The sequence below is a fragment of the Roseateles sp. genome (assembly GCF_036404855.1).
Lineage (GTDB): Bacteria > Pseudomonadota > Gammaproteobacteria > Burkholderiales > Burkholderiaceae_C > Pelomonas.
In genome coordinates this window covers 1-15803 of the sequence record NZ_DASWYS010000022.1, presented here as the reverse complement: position 1 = coordinate 15803, position 15803 = coordinate 1, and the positions used below count along the sequence as shown (strand labels likewise).

Here is a 15803-nt window from a genome sequence, read left to right as displayed (position 1 = left end):
CATGGAGCCCAGCCTCTTGCTGTTGGATGAACCCATGGCCGGCATGAACGTGGAGGAGAAGCAGGACATGTGCCGCTTCATCCTCGATGTGAACGACGAGTTCGGCACCACCATCGTGCTGATCGAGCACGACATGGGCGTGGTGATGGACATCTCCGACCGCGTGGTGGTGCTCGACTACGGCAAGAAGATCGGCGACGGCGCACCGGACGAGGTGCGCCGCAATGAGGATGTGATTCGCGCCTACCTGGGAGTCAGCCACTGATGGGCCCGTTTCTCGAAACCCTGATCGGTGGACTGATGTCCGGCATGTTGTACTCGCTGATCGCGCTCGGCTTCGTGCTGATCTTCAAGGCCAGCGGCGTCTTCAACTTCGCGCAGGGCGCGATGGTGCTGTTCGCGGCGCTGGCGATGGCGCGCTTTGCCGAATGGCTGCCCGGGCTGATCGGCCTGGACAGCAAGCTGGTCATCAACGCGCTGGCCTTTGTGGGCGCGTTGGCGGTGATGGTGGTCGTCGCCTGGCTGGTCGAGCGCTTGGCGCTGTCCAAGCTCGTCAACCAGGAGGGCGTGACATTGCTGATGGCCACGCTCGGCATCGCCTACCTGCTCGAAGGCGCGGGCCAGATGCTGTTCGGTAACGACATCTACAAGATCGACATCGGTCTGCCCAAGGATCCGATGTTCCTGCTGGAGCAGACCTTCGAGGGCGGCATCCTCGTCAGCAAGGAAGACCTCTACGCGGCGCTGATCGCGGCGGCATTGGTGGCAGGCCTGAGCCTGTTCTTCCAGAAGACCGCCACCGGCCGTGCCCTGCGTGCCGTGGCCGACGACCACCAGGCGGCGCAGAGCATTGGCATTCCGCTGTCGCGCATCTGGGTCATCGTCTGGAGCGTGGCCGGCTTTGTTGCGCTGGTGGCCGGCATGATCTGGGGCAGCAAGCTCGGCGTGCAGTTCTCGCTGTCCCTCGTCGCATTGAAGGCGCTCCCCGTGGTCATCCTCGGCGGCTTGACGAGCGTGCCAGGCGCCATCGTCGGCGGGTTGCTGATCGGCGTGGGAGAGAAGCTCTCTGAGGCCTATCTCGGACCGTACCTGGGCGGGGGCATCGAGTACTGGTTTGGCTATGTGTTGGTGCTGGTCGTGCTGCTGGTCAGGCCGCAGGGCCTGTTCGGGGAGAAGATCATTGATCGTGTCTGAACAATCCCCTGCCCGGCAGACGCGCGCGCGGCGGTGTGTCGGCGCGCTGCCGCTGGCCGGATTGAGGCCGCTGCGCGAGGGCCGCGACAGGCTCGCGCAGGTGAGGGAGGCGCTGCGGGCCGACCGCTGCCGCTGCCACCTCGCCGATGACCACGAGGCCGCGTGCCGGCGCATCCCTGACCCCCTGCTCTGAGCCCGAGGCCCCCATGCTCTATCGCGAAAACGGCCAGTTCAAGACGACATACCCGGCGGACAGCCAGATCCTGCCGATCCGCCAGGACCGCATCGCGATGGCGTTGATGCTGGCGGCCGCCTTCCTCGTCGTGCCCATGGTGTCCAGCGAATACCTGCTGCGCGCGATCTTCATTCCTTTTCTGATCCTGTCCCTCGCTGCACTGGGCTTGAACGTGCTGGTCGGCTACTGCGGCCAGATCTCGCTGGGCTCGGGCGCGTTCATGGCCGTCGGGGCCTACGTCGCCTACAACTGCCAGGCAAGGGTCGACGGCATGCCCCTGATCGTGGCGCTGCTGGCCGGCGGCCTGGGCGCCACGGTGCTGGGCGTGGCCTTCGGCCTTCCGTCGCTGCGCATCAAGGGGCTCTACCTGGCGGTCGCAACGCTGGCTGCACAGTTCTTCGTCGACTGGGCCTGCCTGCGGCTGAAGTGGGTCACCAACGACTCGACCTCGGGCTCGGTGAGTGTGGCCAATCTGAGCATCGCGGGATTCAGTGTCGAGTCGCCGGCGGCGCGCTACGTCCTGTGCCTGAGCTTTGTCGTCGCCTTCGCACTGGCGACCAAGAACCTCGTGCGCGGCCACATCGGCCGCTCATGGATGGCCATGCGCGACATGGACGTGGCGGCGGCCGTCATCGGCATCCGCCCCGTGCAGGCCAAGCTCAGCGCCTTCGCGGTCAGCAGCTTCATCATCGGCGTGGCCGGGGCGCTGTGGGGCTTCGTGCACCTTGGATCCTGGGAGCCCGCGGCCTTCGGCATCAACCGTTCCTTCGACTTGCTTTTCATGGTCATCATCGGTGGCCTGGGCTCCATTTCCGGCGCCTTCTTCGGCGCCGCCTTCATCGTTGTGCTGCCGCTGATCCTGGACAAGTTGCCCTATTGGACGGGCCTGCCCATGGACACCGCCACGGCCTCCCATCTGGCGCTGATGATCTTCGGCGCCCTCATCGTGTTCTTCCTCATCAAGGAACCGCACGGCCTTGCGCGACTCTGGGCCACGGCCAAGGAGAAGTTGCGCCTCTGGCCTTTCCCTCACTGACCACAACGACAGGAGACATAGGCATGAAGACTCTCATCACCTGCGCGGCCCTGGCCGCCCTGCAACTCTTCGCAGCACCCGCCGCGGTCGCACAGGCCAAGGAGCAGTTCTTCCCGTTGCTGGTTTACCGCACTGGGCCATATTCGCCCAACGGCACGCCCTGGGCCAACGGCAAGCAGGACTACATCAAGCTCATCAACGCGCGCGACGGCGGCATCAACGGCGTGAAGCTGACCTTTGAGGAGTGCGAGACCGGCTACGCCACCGACAAGGGCGTGGAGTGCTACGAGCGCCTGAAGGGCAAGAACGCCAGTCTCTTCGACCCGCAGGCCACCGGCATTACCTTCGCACTGACCGACAAGGTCCCCAACGACAAGATCCCACTGATCACGCTGGGCTATGGGCTGTCCGCCTCGGCCGATGGCGGCGTGTTCGCCTGGAACTTTCCGCTGATGGGGAGCTACTGGACTGCGGCCGACGTGCTGATCCAGCATCTCGGCAAAAAGGAGGGAGGCCTGGACAAGCTCAAAGGCAAGAAGATTGCGCTGGTCTACCACGACAGTCCCTTCGGCAAGGAACCCATCCCGTTGCTGGACGAGCGCCAGAAGATGCACGGCTTCGAGCTCATCAAGATTCCGGTCACTGCGCCCGGCGTGGAGCAGAAGTCGGCCTGGCTGCAGGTGCGCCAGGCTCGCCCCGACTATGTGCTGCTGTGGGGCTGGGGAGTCATGAATTCCACGGCGCTGAAGGAGGCCCAGGCCACGGGCTATCCGCGCGAGAAGATGTATGGCGTCTGGTGGTCGGGCGCCGAGCCCGACGTCAAGGACGTGGGCGAGGGCGCCAAGGGCTACAACGCGTTGAACCTCAACACCTCGGGCCAGGCGCCCAAGGTCATCCAGGACATCCTGAAGTTTGTGCATGGCAAGGGCCAGGGTACGGGCCCGAAGGACGAGGTCGGCTCGGTGCTCTACACGCGCGGCTTGGTCATCCAGGCTCTGGCGGTGGAGGCCGTTCGCCGCGCGCAGGAGCGCTTCGGCAAGGGCAAGGTCATGACCGGCGAACAGGTGCGCTGGGGCCTGGAGAACCTGGCGCTGGACGACAAGAAGCTCGCCGCGCTGGGACTGACAGGCGTCATTCGCCCCATCAGCACCAGCTGCACCGATCACCAGGGATCGACCTGGGTGCGTGTGCACACCTGGGACGGCAAGCAATGGGCCTTCAGTTCGGACTGGTACCAGGCGGATGACCAGATCATCAGGCCCATGGTGAAGGCAGCCGCCGACAAGTACGCAGGCGAGAAGAAGATCACCCGCCGTACGCCGACCGAATGTCAGAGCTGAACATGACGGCGCCGCTGCTCGATGTGAACGGCATTGAGGTCATCTACAACCACGTGATCCTGGTCCTGAAGGGGGTGTCCCTTCAGGTCAAGGAAGGCAGTGTCGTAGCCTTGCTTGGCGGCAACGGCGCCGGCAAGACGACGACGCTGCGCGCGGTATCCAACCTGCTCGAAGGCGAACGTGGGGAGGTCACGAAGGGCAGCATCGAGCTGCGCGGCGAGCGCATCGAGAAGCTGTCCACGGCGTCCATGGTGGAGCGTGGCGTGGTGCAGGTCATGGAGGGCCGGCATTGCTTCGCCCACCTGACCATCGAGGAGAACCTGATGACCGGCGCCTACACGCGCAGGGACGGGCGCGCCGCGGTGGCGGCCACGCTGGACAAGGTCTACACCTACTTCCCGCGCTTGAAGACGCGCCGCTCCAGCCAGGCCGCCTACACGTCGGGTGGCGAGCAGCAGATGTGCGCCATCGGCCGCGCGCTGATGGCCGATCCGAAGATGGTGCTGCTGGACGAGCCGTCCATGGGCCTCGCGCCGCAGATCGTCGAGGAGGTGTTCGAGATCGTGCGCGACCTCAACGGCAAGGAGGGCACCACGTTTCTGCTCGCCGAGCAGAACACCAGCATGGCGCTGCGCTATGCCGACTATGGCTACATCCTCGAGAACGGCCGCGTCGTCATGGACGGTGCGGCCGCGGAGCTGCGCGAGAACGAGGACGTCAAGGAGTTCTACCTTGGCGTCGGCGGGGAAGGTCGGCGCAGCTTCAAGGACGTGAAGAGCTACAAACGCAGGAAGAGGTGGCTCGCATGAGTGACGAATCCTGGGACATCGCCCCGCCGCCATTCAATGCGGAGTCTGCCTTGCAGACCATGAAGCGCTTCGCCCGCGACCAGCGCGTGCTTGCCGAGCGCAGTGAAGGCTGGCTGCTGGGCGCCGACCTGGTGATGAAGATGCGTCTGGACGGTGCCATGGTCATGGTCCAGCTGGCCAAGCGGCCAGCGCGTACTCCGGAATGGGACACCTTCATGCTCAAGTCGGCGACCGACTCGCGCAAGGTGCAGGACGAGATCAAGCGCCGGCTCGTGCGTTGGAAGGACGAGGAATGAGCACCCTGCCGGTTTGCCCGAGGGTGCGCTCATGAGCGTCGATTTCTTCGACGCGCTGGAGGCCCGTGAGGCGGCCCGGCGCGAAGCCGCGTTGATGGCCGCGCTGCCGCTCCAGGTCGCTCATGCCCAAACCAGCAGCCCGGCCTACAGCGAGCTGCTGGCCGGCATCGACGCCGCAGGCATCGTCTCGCGCGCAGCGTTGGCGACCCTGCCACTGACCCGCAAGAGCAGCCTGGCCGCGGCCCAGGCCGCGCGGCGTGCGCTGCGGCTTGGCGGGTATGCCGCCGGCACGCCGCGGCGCATCTTCCAGTCACCGGGGCCGCTCTATGAGCCCGAGCCCGTCGCCGAGGGCGCCGACCCCTGGCGCATCGCCCGAGCCCTGCACGCTGCCGGGGTCCGTGCCGGCCAGCTGGCGCACGTTGGCTTCAGCTACCACTTGACGCCGGCAGGGGCCATGATGGAAGCCGGCCTGCGCGCCCTGGGTGCGGCCAGCTTCCCGGGCGGCGTGGGCAACACCGAGCAGCAGCTGCAGGCCCTGCTGGACTTGCAGCCGGAGGCCTATGCCGGCACGCCCAGCCTGTTGCGCATTCTGCTGGACAAGGCCGCCGAGGGCGGGCATGCGCTGCCCGGACTGCGGCGCGCGCTGGTCAGTGGCGAGGCTTGTCCGCCTGCGCTGGTGGCCTGGTTTGCCGAGCGCGGCGTCGACGTCTACCAGTGCTACGCCACCGCCGACCTCGGCCTCATCGCCTACGAGACTGCAGCACGCGAGGGCCTGGTCGTCGATGAGGGCGTCATCGTCGAGATCGTTCGCCCCGGCTCCGGCGACCCGGTGCCCGACGGCGAGGTGGGCGAGGTCGTCGTGACCACGCTGTCGCCCGGCTACCCGCTGATCCGGTTCGCCACCGGCGACCTCTCCGCCGTGCTGCCCGGTCCCAGCCCTTGCGGTCGCACCAACTGGCGCCTGCGCGGTTGGCTGGGCCGGGCCGACCAGTCCGCCAAGGTGCGGGGCATGTTCGTGCATGCCGGCCAGGTGGCCGACATCCTGAAGCGCCACCCCGAGCTGCGCCGGGCCCGTCTGGTTGTCAGTGGTGAGCTGGCCCGGGACCACGTCGTGCTGCAGATCGAGGTGACGTCAACCTTACCGGAAGCCTTCGTGGAAAGCCTGATGCAGACCGCGCGGGACCTGACCAAACTCCGCGTCGAGGTGGAAGCCCTGCCGTCCGGCAGCCTGCCCAACGACGGCAAGCTCATCGAAGACCGTCGCTAACCGTTGGAGACGTCTTGATGCGCCGTTCCCTGTTGCTTGCCGCGGGCCTGCTCGCCTGCCTGCCCGCGATGGCCCAATACCCCGAGAAGCCCGTCACCATCGTCGTGCCCTTCGCGGCCGGCGGGCCGACGGACAAGGTCGCCCGCGACCTCGCCGAGGCGCTGCGCAAGCCCCTGGGCGCCACCCTCGTCATCGACAATGTCGGCGGCGTCGGCGGCACACTGGGCGCCAACAAGGTGGCCAAGGCCGCGCCCGACGGCTATACGGTGCTGCTGCACCACATCGGCATCGCCAGCGCCACGGCGCTGTACCGCACGCTGCCCTACAAGACGCTGGAGGACTTCGAGTACCTCGGCATGGTCAATGAGGTGCCGATGACGCTGATCGGCCGCCCCTCGTTGCCCGCCTCCAACTACGCGGAACTGGCCAAGTGGCTAGATGCCCACAAGGGCAATGTCAACCTCGCGCACGCCGGCGTCGGCTCGGCCTCGCATCTGTGCGGCCTGATGTACCAGGCCGCCATCAAATTCGAGATGACGACCGTGCCCTACAAGGGCACCGCGCCGGCCATGAATGACCTGCTGGGCAATCAGGTCGACATCATGTGCGACCAGACCACCAACACCACCGGCCAAATCGAGGCTGGCAAGGTCAAGGCCTTCGCGGTGATGTCGCCCAAGCGCCTGCCCGTCGGCGTGTTGGCGAAGCTGCCCACGGCCGACGAGTCCGGCGTCAAAGGCTTCAGCATCTCGGTCTGGCACGGCCTGTACGCGCCCAAGGGCACGCCCAAGGCTGTTGTCGACAAGCTCAACGCCGCGTTGCGTGTCGCATTGAAAGACGCCGATTTCCTGAAGCGCCAGGAGGCGCTGGGAGCCGTCGTCATCAGCGACGCCCGCCTGTCGCCGGCCGAACACAAGAAGTTCGTCGAGGCCGAGATCGGCAAGCTTGGGCCCGTCATCAAGGCCGCGGGCCAGTACGCCGACTGAATGCAGCATCCCGGTGCGTGAGCGCCCCGGGCTGACCTGTAGCCGTATCACGTCGGCTCGCACTGCCACCCCGGGCAGTGCGAGCCGGCGTTTCTTCTGTGAAAACCTCGCGCGGGTAAACACGCTGTTGACTCGTCGGGCGATCACGGCAGAATGCATGTAAACGTTTACATGATGCTGGCATGCGCAAGCAATGCCGGTCCGACGGATGAGACAACCGTTCCCGCCCGGCTTCCTCTGGGGCTGCGCGACTTCTGCCTACCAGATCGAAGGCTCGCCGCTGGCCGATGGTGCCGGCGTCAGCAACTGGCACCGCTTCGTGCGTACGCCTGGCCGTGTGCTGGGTGGCGATACGGGCGATGTGGCGTGTGACCACTACCGTCGCATGAAGGACGACGTGGCGCTGATGCGCGAGCTGGGCCTGAACACTTACCGCTTCAGCATTGCCTGGAACCGCGTGTTGCCCGAGGGGCGGGGCGCCGTGAACGCGGCCGGCCTGGGCTTCTACGAGCGCCTCGTCGACGAGCTGCTAGCCGCCGGCATCCAGCCCATGGTGACCCTGCACCACTGGGACCTGCCCGCCGCGCTGGACGACCGCGGCGGCTGGCTCAACCCCGACATGCCGGACTGGTTCGCCGACTACGCAGAGCTTTGCTTCAGGGCTCTGGACGACCGCGTGCCCCTGTGGGTCACGCTGAACGAACCCTGGGTCGTGGCCGACGGCGGCTTCATGCATGGCGCGCTGGCGCCCGGCCACAAGAGTGCCTTCGAGGCCGCCATCGCGGCCCATCGGCTGATGCAGGCGCATGCCAAGGGCGTGCAGGCCTACCGTGCGACGGGAAAGAACCGCATCGGCCTGGTCGTCAACATCGAGCCCAAGCACGTGCCCGCCGACGCCAGCGAGGAAGATCGCCATGCGGCGCGCCTGGCCGACGCCTACATGAACCGCCAGTACCTCGATGCGGCGCTGTTGGGCCGATACCCCGACGAGTTGCGCGAAGTCTTCGGCGAGGCATGGCCGGACTGGCCGGCCGCGGAGGTCGAGGCGCTCAAGGAGCCCGTCGACTTCCTCGGCCTGAACTACTACACCCGCGCCGTCGTGCGTCACGATCCCAAGGCCTGGCCGGTGCCTGCGGCGCCCCAGCGCCAGCCCGGCGGCACGTACACCGAGACAGGCTGGGAGTTGCATCCGCAAAGCCTCGCCGACACGCTGGTGTGGATGCACGAGCGCTACGGCGGCCTCCCGCTTTACGTGACCGAAAACGGTGCCGCCTTCTACGACCCGCCCACGGCCATCGACGGTCGCGTTGATGACCCGCTGCGCGTGCACTACCTGCGCACCCACATCGCCGCCGTGCAGGACGCCATCTCCCGCGGTGCTGACGTGCGCGGCTATTGCGCCTGGTCGCTGTTCGACAACCTCGAATGGGCGCTGGGCTTCGCCAAGCGCTTCGGCCTTGTGCACGTGGACTTCCAGACCCAGCGGCGCACGCCTAAGGCCAGCGCGCGCTTCTACTCGGAAGTCATCGCCACGCATGGCGCGAATCTGGAGTCCCGATGACCGTTTCGCCCGCCACGATCAAGGACGTCGCTCGCGTGGCGGGCGTGTCAGTGGCCACCGTGTCGCGCGCGTTGAATGGCGCCGAGAACGTACTGCCCGACACGCGCCAGCGCATCCTGGACGTCGCCCGCGAGCTGCGCTACAGCCCGTCGGGCGCCGCGCGCAGCCTGATCACGCGTCGCACCGACACCGTCGGAGCACTGCTGCCGGACCTGCACGGCGAGTTCTTCTCCGAGCTGATCCGCGGCATCGACCAGGCGGCGCGAGCGCGCGGCCTGCATCTGCTGCTCTCCAGCTCCCACGATGACGCTGACGAGGCCGCCGCCGCGCTGCGCGCGATGAACGGCCGCGTGGACGGCCTCATCGTCATGTCGCCGCATGCCGACGACGACTTCCTGTCGCAGAACCTGCCGTCCGCGCTGCCGGCGGTGCTGCTGAATTCCGGTGTCAAGCAACCGACCCGGCCGGTCTTTGCGGTCGACAACTTCGGCGGCGCGCGCGCCATGACGGAGCATCTCGTGGCCAGCGGCCGTCGGCGCATCGCCTTCCTCGGCGGGCCGAGCGCAAACTTCGAAGCGCGCGAGCGAGAGCGCGGCTACCGCGCCGGACTGCCCGCGAGCGCCGAGCCGTGGGTGATGGAAGGCGACTTCTCCGAAGGCGGCGGCCAGCGCGCAGGCGTGGCCCTCCTGGCGCTGCCTCCAGCCGAGCGGCCTGATGCCATCTTTGCCGCCAATGACATCATGGCCATCGGCCTGCTGGGCGAGCTGCAGGCCGGCGGCGTGCGCGTGCCTGAGGACGTCGCCCTTGCTGGTTTCGACGACATCCCCGTCGCCCGCTACGTCAGCCCCGCGCTGACGACGATGCGAGTACCCATTGCCGCCCTCGGTGGCCAGGCGCTCGATGCTCTGGCCGATGCCCTCGAGAAAGAAGGCGACGACCGGACCGCCACGGTGATGCCCGTGCAGCTCGTCGTGCGTCGCTCCTGCGGCGGCCGCAAGACCTGAATCCCGTCCGACACCACAGACAACACAGGAGACATGGACATGAGCAAACTTCCGAACCGCACACCATGGCGCCGACACGCCCTAGCCACGGCGGTCTTCTTCGCACTTGCAGGTGCGGCATCAGCGCAGACTTCCAACGCCACCGTGCGCGGCACCATCACTGCGGCCGGCGTCACGGCGCCAGCCGGTACGGATGTCATCGCGATCAACAAGGCCAATGGCAACACCTATCGCACCAAGACGTTGACCGACGGCAGCTACGTGCTGGCCGGTCTCGCGCCGGGCAGCTATGAGGTGCGCGTTGCTGGAGCTACAAGCGGTAGCCTGGTCACGCTGTCGGTGGGTCAGAGCGCCACGCTCGACCTCGGCAGCGCCAACGCCCAGCTCGGTACCGTCGTCATCGAGGGTTCGTCGCAGCGTCAGGGTGTCATCGACTCCCAGGTTGGAACGACGGTTTCCAACAAGATGATTGAGGCCATCCCACAAGCCTCTCGCAACTTCCTGTCGGCCGCCGATTTCGCGCCTGGTGTGCGTTTCGACACGGACCCCAGCGGCAATACACGACTGCGTGGTGGTTCGCAGAACATGGACAACGTCAACGTGTTCATCGACGGTGTGGGCCGCAAGAACAACATCCTGCGCGGCGGTGTGGGCGGCCAAGATACCAGTCAGGGCAACCCGTTTCCGCAGACGGCCATCGCCGAGTACCGCGTGCTGACGCAGAACTACAAAGCCGAGTACGACCAGGTCTCCAGCGTGGCGATCAGCGCCGTGACCAAATCGGGCGGCAATGACACGCATGGAAACGTTTACATCAATCGCACGGGCAGCAACTGGACGTCGTTGAGCCCCATTCAAGAGCAGGACAAGGCCAACAAGATCGAGCCGCCGTCGTACAAGCAGATCGAAGCCGGCTTCAGCGTTGGCGGAGCGATCAAGCCGGACAAGCTGCACTACTTCCTTGCCTATGACGGCAAGACCATCGATAAGCCCAAGCAACTGAGCGCTCAGAACCTCGACAAATACCCTGGCAGCCCTGGCGTCATTCCGTCCCTCGCGGGCCAGCAGATCGGCTTCAAGAACAAGTTCAAGGAACACCTGGTGTTCGGCAAGCTCTCCGCCGAGATCGACGAAAGCCAGCGGCTGGACCTGTCGGTCACGTTGCGCAAGGAGACCAGCTACGCGGTCGATGGTGACCATACGTCTGCCACCACGGCCATCAACAACAACAACAACGAGTACCGCGTCGACCTGAAGCATGAGTACGCCAGCGACCGCTGGGTCAACGAGGCCCGCGTAGGGCTGGAGCGATCACAGTGGAACCCGCAGTCGGACGCCACCGATCCGCTGGTGCGCTACAAGTACTCGCCGACCAACATGCTGAACAACGTTCAGGACATCTTCTTCACCGGCGGCTCGCCCAACGCGCAGGACAGGCGCCAGAGCGGCGCCTACTTCAAGGATGACCTGACTTTCACCGGCCTCGCTGGCCACGTCATCAAGGGCGGCGTGCAACTCCGTGCGATGAAGTATGAGCTTGGCGGCACTGCCTACCGCGTGCCGACCATCGAAACCGTCGTCAACACAACGACCGGCCAACCGTACTTCAACGGCCTTGCCTGTACGGGAACCACCATTGCGAGCAACGGCCTGAGCAGCGACCAGTGCCGCATCACGCTGGCTGTACCGTCCGTCTCGGTGGATCTGCGCAACAACCAGTACGGCATGTACCTGCAGGACGACTGGAAGCTGACCAAACAGTTGGAGCTCAACCTCGGCGCCCGTTGGGACTACGAGGACAACATGCTCAACAACGACTATGCGACGCCTGCCGATCGTGTGGCAGCGCTTCGGGGGGCGGACGGTCGCACAGTCGGCGGTGTCTCCGCGCCGGCCGGCCAGACCTACGCGCAGTCGCTCGCCAAGGGTGGCATCAACATCGAGGAGTACATCTCTACCGGCAGCTCGCGCAAGGCCTACAAGAGTGCGATCGCGCCGCGTGTCGGCGCGTCGTACGACTTGTTGGGCGACAAGGCCACGGTCGTCTACGGCGGCTGGGGCCGCAGCTACGACCGCAAGATGGCCAACAACGCGCTCGACGAATTGCAGAAGAACGCACAGCCTGGCGGTGAGATCTGGCTCATCAAGAACAAGTTCAAGATGCCCTTTGCCGACCAGTTCAGCCTCGGGGTGCGTCAGGCACTGGGCTCGTGGAACGCGGACATCGCCGTGTCCAATATCCATGCCAAGAACCAGTTTGTCTGGTTCGGCGGCAACCGTGATCCTAATGGTGGCTACGGCACGCAAAGCTCCATCGACCCGTTGTGGGGCGGCCCCAACGGCTTTGGTACGGTGGTGTTGGGCGACTTCGTCGGTGAGACCAAGTCGAGCAGCCTTTACCTGTCGCTGGACAAGCCTTACACGATTGCGAGCGGCTGGAGCATGACGGTGGCCTACACCTACACCGACGCCAAGACCAAGGACCGCGATTGGAGCGACGCCGACGTGTTCGACTGGACCTACGGCAAGTCCACCCACGGCTGGAACCCGAACAAGGACACCGAGAAGCATCGCCTCGTCGTCGGCGGCCTCATCGACAAGTTGCCCTGGGGCATGCAGTTGTCGGGCAAGCTGACCTATGGCAGCGGCAACCCGCGCCAGGTGACCGACTGTCACCTGGGCTGGGACAAGTGCCGTTACCTCGAGGCGGACTCCGATTCGTTCAAGCAATTCGACATGGCCCTTTCCAAGAACTTCAAGGTCTATGGCGGTGACCTGCAGGTACGCCTGGACGTGCTGAACTTGTTCAACACGGCCAACTGGGGCTACTACAACGATTGGGGCGGTGGCCCGACGGCCACGCCGGTCAACGCGATCGGCGGCGACAACGCCGACCTCGGCAAGCGAACTGGTGTGCGCGGCCCGATGCGGCAGTTCAAGCTCGGCGTGAACTACGTCTTCTGACCCTTGTCCCCGGGAGCCGGGCGATCCGGCTCCCACAATCATCCCCATCATGGACCTGCTGACCCGACGCGCCCTGCTTGTGCACGGCGCCGGCCTCGCGCTGGCCGGCACGCTGCCCGCCTGGGCCGAGGCGCCTTCGAGCGACGCCTTCCTGGCCGACCTCGAACGCCGCACCTTCGACTTCTTCTGGGAGACCACCGACGCCCGCACCGGCCTCGCGCCGGACCGCTGGCCCACGCCCTCGTTTGCCAGCATCGCAGCTGTCGGCTTCGCGCTCAGCGCCTATCCCGTGGGCGTGGCGCGCGGCTACATCACGCGGGCCCAGGCCCGCGAGCGCACGCTGAATACGCTGCGCTTCTTCGTCGGCCTGCCGCAAGGCCCCGGCAAGCGAGGCGTGGCTGGCTACAAGGGTTTCTTCTATCACTTCCTCGACATGAAGGAGGGCCTGCGCTTCGACCGCTGCGAGTTGTCCACCGTGGACACCGGACTGCTGTTGATGGGCGCACTGCACGCGCAGAGCTTCTTCGACGGCGAGCATGCCGACGAGGCCCGCATCCGCGCGCTGGTGGACGAGCTCTACGGCCGCGTCGACTGGGCCTGGGCCCAGGTGCGTCCGCCGTCCATCGGCCATGGCTGGACGCCGGAGAACGGCCACATCCCCAACGACTGGAAGGGCTACAACGAGGCCATGCTGGTCTATCTGCTGGCGCTGGGTTCACCGACGCGGCCGGTCAAGCCCGAGGCCTATGACGCTTGGCTCAGCACCTACGACGCTCACAGCTGGGGCGAGAGCTACGGCCAGACACTGCTGCGCTTCCCGCCGCTGTTCGGTCACCAGTTCACGCATTGCTGGGTGGACTTTCGCGGCATCCGCGACGCCTACATGGCAAAGAAGGGCTTCGACTACTTCGAGAACTCCCGCCGCGCCACCTATGCTCAGCAGGCCTACGGCCAGGCCAACCCGCTGGGCTGGCGGGGCTACAGCGCCGAAGTCTGGGGTATCAGCGCCAGCGATGGCCCCGCCGATATCACGCTGGCCTACACGACGACCACCGGCAAGACCGAGAGGCGCCGCTTTATCAGCTACGCAGGGCGCGGCATGGGCCTCTACGACGATGGCACGCTGGCGCCCTATGCATCGGGCAGCTCCATCGCCTTCGCGCCCGAGATCGTCGTGCCCACGCTGATGGCCATCAAGGAACGTCACCCCCATACCTGGGGCCGCTACGGCTTCTGGGACTCCTTCAACCCCAGCTTCAACTATCCCGACGTCAAGCTCACGCACGGCCGCATCGAGCCGGGCAAGGGCTGGGTGGATACGGACATGCTGGGCATCGACCAGGGCCCGCTGCTTGCCATGATGGGCAATCATCGCGGCGAGCTGATCTGGCAAGTGATGCGCCAGAACGAGCATCTGGTCAAGGGCTTGAGGAAGGCCGGCTTCACGGGCGGCTGGCTCGGCTAGAGATGCGCCGTCGCAGCCTCCTCACCGCAGCCGGCGCCGCCGTGCTGACGGGCTGTGCCCGCGACGGCGGCGCGACCACGCTGCGCTTCTGGGCCATGGGCCGTGAGAGCGAAGTCGTGGCCGAGCTGATGCCGGCCTTCGAGCGCGAGCATCCCGGCGTGCGCGTGAAGGTCGAACAGCTGCCCTGGACGGCCGCGCACGAGAAGCTGCTTACAGCCTTTGCCGGCGATGCCACGCCCGACCTGGCCCAGGTCGGCAACACTTGGCTGCCCGAGATGCAGGCCCTCGGGGCGCTGGAGCCACTGGAGCCCTGGCTGGCACGCACGCCGACGCTGGCGGCCGGCGACTACTTCGACGGCATTTGGGCCACCAATGCCCCTGGTGGCCAGCGGGTGGGACTGCCCTGGTATGTCGACACGCGGCTGATGTTCGTGCGCCAGGACCTGCTGGCGCACGCCGGTATCACGTCCATGCCCGTGAGCTGGGACGACTGGCGCGCGACGCTGGCCCGACTGCGGCAGCAGGGTATGGACAAGCCCATCCTGTTGCCTACCAACGAGTCAGCGCCGCTGCTGGCGCTGGCGCTGCAGCAGCCCGACGAGGTGCTGCGAGACGGCGGCCGCTACGGCAACTTCTCGGGTCCAGGCTTTCGCAAGGCGCTGTCCTTTTACCTCGAGCGTTTCCAGCGCGGCGAGGCGCCTGGCGTCAGCGAGGTGCAGATCGGCAATCTCTGGCAGGAGTTCGGCCGCGGCCATTTCGCTTTCTACCTGTCGGGGCCTTGGGACATTGGCGAGTTCAAGCGCCGCCTGCCGCCCGAGCTGGCGAACGCCTGGATCACGGCGGAGCTGCCCGGGCCCGACGGCCCGGGCATGTCCATCGCTGGCGGCGCCAGCCTCGCGATGTTCAAACGATCGCACCACAAGCCCGAGGTCTGGGCGCTGATCAGCTATCTGAGCCGGCCGGAGGTGCAACTCGAGTTCTATCGCCTGACCGGCGACCTGCCGGCACGGCGCAGCGCATGGGCCCTGCCGCTGAACGGCGCGACGCTGGCCGAGGACCGCCATGCCGCCGCCTTCCACCGCCAGCTCCAGCGCGTGCGCGCGGCTCCGGCCGTGCCCGAGTGGGAGCGCATCGAGAAGGAGATGCAACTGGCCGCCACGCGCGCTGTGCACGGCGTGACCAACCTCGACACGACGGTGCGTCGGCTGGACGCCCTTGTCGACGGCATTCTGGAAAAGCGCCGCTGGATGCTGGAGCGTCACGGATGACGCATTCCGGCCGTGAATCCCTCGCCGCCTGGGCCTTTGCCGCCCCGGCCCTGACCGTCATCGCGCTGTTCTTCGGCGTGCCGGTCCTTGCCGGCCTGGTGCTGAGCCTGACCGACTTTGACATCTACGCGCTGGCCGACCTGCGCAACCTGCGCTGGCAGGGTCTGGACAACTACCAGCACGTGTTGAGCCTGCCGCTCTTCTGGAAGGCTCTGGGCAACACCATCTATTTCGTCGTGCTGGGCGTGCCGCTGTCGATCGGCGTGTCGCTGGCCGCGGCCGTGCTGCTGCAGTCCCGGCTGGTGCGCTTCAAGCCGCTGCTGCGTACGGCGCTGTTCGCGCCGGTGGTGACGACGTTGGTGGCCGTGGCCGTCATCT

Annotated in this window: 14 protein-coding genes and 1 pseudogene; all 15 read left to right on the top strand. The window is 66.4% G+C overall.

Translation table 11 applies throughout. The features are described 5' to 3' along the window. Positions 1-265: pseudogene (locus VGF12_RS01390) on the top strand (ABC transporter ATP-binding protein); the annotation flags it as partial. Further along, positions 265-1194, top strand: coding sequence for a branched-chain amino acid ABC transporter permease (locus VGF12_RS01385; RefSeq protein ID WP_331174257.1), 930 nt, complete (start codon positions 265-267; stop codon positions 1192-1194). The pseudogene VGF12_RS01390 and the gene VGF12_RS01385, both read left to right, overlap by 1 nt. Further along, complete coding sequence (locus VGF12_RS01380; protein WP_331174256.1) at positions 1187-1387, top strand: hypothetical protein; 201 nt, start codon at positions 1187-1189, stop codon at positions 1385-1387. Before VGF12_RS01385 ends, VGF12_RS01380 begins: the two co-directional genes overlap by 8 nt. A gap of 13 nt (positions 1388-1400) precedes the next feature. Further along, the gene (locus tag VGF12_RS01375; RefSeq protein WP_331174255.1) at positions 1401-2465 is read left to right on the top strand and encodes a branched-chain amino acid ABC transporter permease; all 1065 of its coding nucleotides are present in this window, start codon (positions 1401-1403) and stop codon (positions 2463-2465) included. Between the two features lie 23 nt (positions 2466-2488). Then, positions 2489-3805: an ABC transporter substrate-binding protein gene (locus VGF12_RS01370; RefSeq protein ID WP_331174254.1), complete on the top strand. Its 1317-nt coding sequence runs from the start codon at positions 2489-2491 to the stop codon at positions 3803-3805. Beyond that, positions 3793-4614: an ABC transporter ATP-binding protein gene (locus VGF12_RS01365; protein ID WP_331174253.1), complete on the top strand. Its 822-nt coding sequence runs from the start codon at positions 3793-3795 to the stop codon at positions 4612-4614. The genes VGF12_RS01370 and VGF12_RS01365 overlap by 13 nt, the downstream gene beginning before the upstream one ends. Then, positions 4611-4910 carry a hypothetical protein gene (locus VGF12_RS01360; protein ID WP_331174252.1) on the top strand — a complete coding sequence of 100 codons (300 nt, stop codon included), beginning with the start codon at positions 4611-4613 and terminating at the stop codon, positions 4908-4910. The genes VGF12_RS01365 and VGF12_RS01360 overlap by 4 nt, the downstream gene beginning before the upstream one ends. 31 nt (positions 4911-4941) lie before the next feature. After that, positions 4942-6177: a phenylacetate--CoA ligase family protein gene (locus VGF12_RS01355; RefSeq protein WP_331174251.1), complete on the top strand. Its 1236-nt coding sequence runs from the start codon at positions 4942-4944 to the stop codon at positions 6175-6177. 17 nt (positions 6178-6194) lie between these two features. Further along, on the top strand, positions 6195-7163 hold the full coding sequence (locus VGF12_RS01350; RefSeq protein ID WP_331174250.1) for a tripartite tricarboxylate transporter substrate-binding protein: 969 nt from the start codon (positions 6195-6197) through the stop codon (positions 7161-7163). Between the two features lie 208 nt (positions 7164-7371). Then, positions 7372-8724, top strand: coding sequence for a GH1 family beta-glucosidase (locus VGF12_RS01345; protein WP_331174249.1), 1353 nt, complete (start codon positions 7372-7374; stop codon positions 8722-8724). After that, positions 8721-9728 (top strand): LacI family DNA-binding transcriptional regulator, encoded by a 1008-nt coding sequence (locus VGF12_RS01340; protein WP_331174248.1) that lies wholly within the window; start codon positions 8721-8723, stop codon positions 9726-9728. The genes VGF12_RS01345 and VGF12_RS01340 overlap by 4 nt, the downstream gene beginning before the upstream one ends. Positions 9729-9767: 39 nt before the next feature. After that, on the top strand, positions 9768-12692 hold the full coding sequence (locus VGF12_RS01335) for a TonB-dependent receptor (RefSeq protein ID WP_331174247.1): 2925 nt from the start codon (positions 9768-9770) through the stop codon (positions 12690-12692). A gap of 49 nt (positions 12693-12741) precedes the next feature. Continuing rightward, on the top strand, positions 12742-14157 hold the full coding sequence (locus VGF12_RS01330) for a glucoamylase family protein (protein WP_331174246.1): 1416 nt from the start codon (positions 12742-12744) through the stop codon (positions 14155-14157). Between the two features lie 2 nt (positions 14158-14159). Then, positions 14160-15425 carry a sugar ABC transporter substrate-binding protein gene (locus tag VGF12_RS01325; RefSeq protein WP_331174245.1) on the top strand — a complete coding sequence of 422 codons (1266 nt, stop codon included), beginning with the start codon at positions 14160-14162 and terminating at the stop codon, positions 15423-15425. Beyond that, positions 15422-15803, top strand: a 382-nt coding sequence (locus tag VGF12_RS01320) for a carbohydrate ABC transporter permease (RefSeq protein ID WP_414709962.1), incomplete at its 3' end; no start/stop codon positions are given. The genes VGF12_RS01325 and VGF12_RS01320, both read left to right, overlap by 4 nt.

Excerpts from the sequence above, each read along its gene's own strand:
- VGF12_RS01385 (WP_331174257.1), top strand. The coding sequence starts at position 265 with ATGGGCCCGTTTCTCGAAACCCTGATCGGTGGACTGATGTCCGGCATG.
- VGF12_RS01375 (WP_331174255.1), top strand. The coding sequence starts at position 1,401 with ATGCTCTATCGCGAAAACGGCCAGTTCAAGACGACATACCCGGCGGAC.
- VGF12_RS01370 (WP_331174254.1), top strand. The coding sequence starts at position 2,489 with ATGAAGACTCTCATCACCTGCGCGGCCCTGGCCGCCCTGCAACTCTTC.
- VGF12_RS01365 (WP_331174253.1), top strand. The coding sequence starts at position 3,793 with ATGTCAGAGCTGAACATGACGGCGCCGCTGCTCGATGTGAACGGCATT.
- VGF12_RS01360 (WP_331174252.1), top strand. The coding sequence starts at position 4,611 with ATGAGTGACGAATCCTGGGACATCGCCCCGCCGCCATTCAATGCGGAG.
- VGF12_RS01355 (WP_331174251.1), top strand. The coding sequence starts at position 4,942 with ATGAGCGTCGATTTCTTCGACGCGCTGGAGGCCCGTGAGGCGGCCCGG.
- VGF12_RS01350 (WP_331174250.1), top strand. The coding sequence starts at position 6,195 with ATGCGCCGTTCCCTGTTGCTTGCCGCGGGCCTGCTCGCCTGCCTGCCC.
- VGF12_RS01345 (WP_331174249.1), top strand. The coding sequence starts at position 7,372 with ATGAGACAACCGTTCCCGCCCGGCTTCCTCTGGGGCTGCGCGACTTCT.
- VGF12_RS01340 (WP_331174248.1), top strand. The coding sequence starts at position 8,721 with ATGACCGTTTCGCCCGCCACGATCAAGGACGTCGCTCGCGTGGCGGGC.
- VGF12_RS01335 (WP_331174247.1), top strand. The coding sequence starts at position 9,768 with ATGAGCAAACTTCCGAACCGCACACCATGGCGCCGACACGCCCTAGCC.
- VGF12_RS01330 (WP_331174246.1), top strand. The coding sequence starts at position 12,742 with ATGGACCTGCTGACCCGACGCGCCCTGCTTGTGCACGGCGCCGGCCTC.
- VGF12_RS01325 (WP_331174245.1), top strand. The coding sequence starts at position 14,160 with ATGCGCCGTCGCAGCCTCCTCACCGCAGCCGGCGCCGCCGTGCTGACG.